Origin of the sequence: Candidatus Pelagibacter communis (genome assembly GCF_001180105.1) — a bacterium.
Classification (GTDB): domain Bacteria; phylum Pseudomonadota; class Alphaproteobacteria; order Pelagibacterales; family Pelagibacteraceae; genus Pelagibacter; species Pelagibacter ubique_K.
The window spans coordinates 1-1,784 of the sequence record NZ_CVSO01000020.1 but is presented as its reverse complement, the minus strand read 5'-3'; the positions used below and the strand labels follow the sequence as shown (position 1 = coordinate 1,784).

Genomic DNA, 1,784 nt, shown 5'->3' with positions numbered 1-1,784 from the left:
AAAAGCGGAATAGTTGCAGCGGAAACTATAAATGAACATCTCAAAGAGTCTAAAGAGCTTTCTATTTACGAGGAAAAATTTAAAAAAAGCTGGGCATATAAAGAATTATTTGAGGCACGAAATGTAAAACCAAGTTTTAGTTGGGGATTGATCTTGGGAATTATTTTTACAGGTATAGACCAAATAATTTTCAGAGGGAAATTACCATTTACACTTAAACATAAACACGCAGATCATGAAACTTTAAAACCAGCAAATGAGATGCCAGTAATAGATTACCCGAAACCTGATAATGTGATTACATTCGATAAAACAAGTTCAGTTTATTTAACAGGGACCAATCATACAGATAATCAACCAGTCCATTTAAAATTGAAAGATAAAGATTTACCAATAAGATATACCTTAGATAGATTTGATGAGCCTGCTCAAAGATATTGTCCTGCTGGTGTATATGAAGTGCAAGTCGAAAATGATGTACCTAAATTTGTAATAAATTCTCAAAATTGCATTCATTGTAAGACTTGTGATATCAAAGAACCTTCTCAAAATATTACCTGGGTAACACCAGAAGGAAGCGGTGGTCCAAGATACGGGAATATGTAATTAAGATAAATCTATTGCGTGTTTCTTTAAAATTTCTAATGGAATAATTTTTAAAGTTTTCTCATTCGTTTTTTTCAAATATATTTTACACTCTTTTCCAGCTTCTACAGCTCTTGCAAACCAAGTAGCACATACACACCAATTATCCCCATCTTTTAAACCAGGAAAACCAAACTCAGGATGAGGTGTAATCAAATCATTTCCTGAGGATTTACACCATTCCAAAAAATCATTATTTACTTTTGCACACACAGTATGTAGCCCATTATCATTTTCATCTGTATTGCAACATCCGTCTCTGTACCATCCTGTTAAAGGATTTGATGAACATAATTCTAAATCCCCACCTAATACATTTTTCTGAATTTTAGACATTAAATTTTTGTTGGATTTGGCTGATCTTTGTAAACCTTTTCAGGGTCAAATTTCTTCTCTTTTTCTTCAAATTTCATTTTAATTTCTCTAGCATTTTCGATTTTTCCTAAAGGTATAGATCTATAAAAACAAGATCTGTATCCAACATGGCAGCTTGAACCGTTTCCAATATCAACACTTAACCAAACAGAGTCTTGATCATCGTCAATTCTTATTTCCTTAACTTTTTGAATAAAACCACTCGTTTTACCTTTGTGCCAAACTTGCTTTCTAGATCTGCTCCAATAATGAGCTTCCTTAGTTTCAATTGTTTTTTTGAATGCTTCAACATTCATATAACCTAGCATTAATATCTCTTTTGTGTTTATGCATGTAGTAATAACTGGAATCAAACCATCGTTATCAAATTTTGGTGATAAGAAGCTTCCTTCTTCAATCTCTGTGACACTTTCTCTTTTTTTAAACATATATTCCCTAAGTATTTAACATATTAAATAGTATAATAAATATTTTAAAAAACTTAATTAATAGGTATAAGGTCCCTATGAAAATTGTTAAAGATATTCAAAAGCAACAAACTACCTCAAAAATTAGCGACAAAGAGGCCGAAGAGGCTATTAAAACAATTTTGGAATGGATGGGAGAAGATCCAAACAGAGAGGGCTTATTAGAAACTCCTAAAAGGGTAGTAAAAGCTTTTAAAGAATATTTCAAAGGATATTCAGAAAATCCAAGCACTATATTAGAAAAAACTTTTGGTGATGTAGAGGGTTATAGTGATATGGTCGTTCAAAAAAATATAT

Annotated in this window: 4 protein-coding genes; 2 read left to right on the top strand and 2 right to left on the bottom strand. The window is 31.4% G+C overall.

All coding sequences use genetic code 11. From position 1 onward, the window contains the following. Positions 1-606, top strand: a 606-nt coding sequence (locus tag AMN84_RS01655; protein ID WP_179850686.1) for a 4Fe-4S dicluster domain-containing protein, incomplete at its 5' end; no start/stop codon positions are given. On the opposite strand, the gene AMN84_RS01650 is transcribed toward AMN84_RS01655, so the two are convergent. Together AMN84_RS01650 and hisI are read right to left on the bottom strand one after the other, a co-directional pair. After that, positions 607-981, bottom strand: a complete 375-nt coding sequence (locus tag AMN84_RS01650; protein ID WP_075482825.1) for a DUF2237 family protein — start codon at positions 979-981, stop codon at positions 607-609. It lies immediately after the preceding gene. Further along, positions 981-1,448, bottom strand: a complete 468-nt coding sequence (gene hisI / locus AMN84_RS01645) for a phosphoribosyl-AMP cyclohydrolase (RefSeq protein ID WP_075482823.1) — start codon at positions 1,446-1,448, stop codon at positions 981-983. The genes AMN84_RS01650 and hisI overlap by 1 nt, the downstream gene beginning before the upstream one ends. A 77-nt stretch (positions 1,449-1,525) precedes the next feature. On the opposite strand from hisI, the gene AMN84_RS01640 reads away from it, so the two are divergent. Further along, a partial coding sequence (locus AMN84_RS01640; RefSeq protein ID WP_179850685.1) for a GTP cyclohydrolase I occupies positions 1,526-1,784 on the top strand: 259 nt, incomplete at its 3' end.

Bases quoted from the DNA above. Each gene is read 5' to 3' on its own strand.
- AMN84_RS01650 (WP_075482825.1), bottom strand. From the start codon at position 981: ATGTCTAAAATTCAGAAAAATGTATTAGGTGGGGATTTAGAATTATGT.
- hisI (WP_075482823.1), bottom strand. From the start codon at position 1,448: ATGTTTAAAAAAAGAGAAAGTGTCACAGAGATTGAAGAAGGAAGCTTC.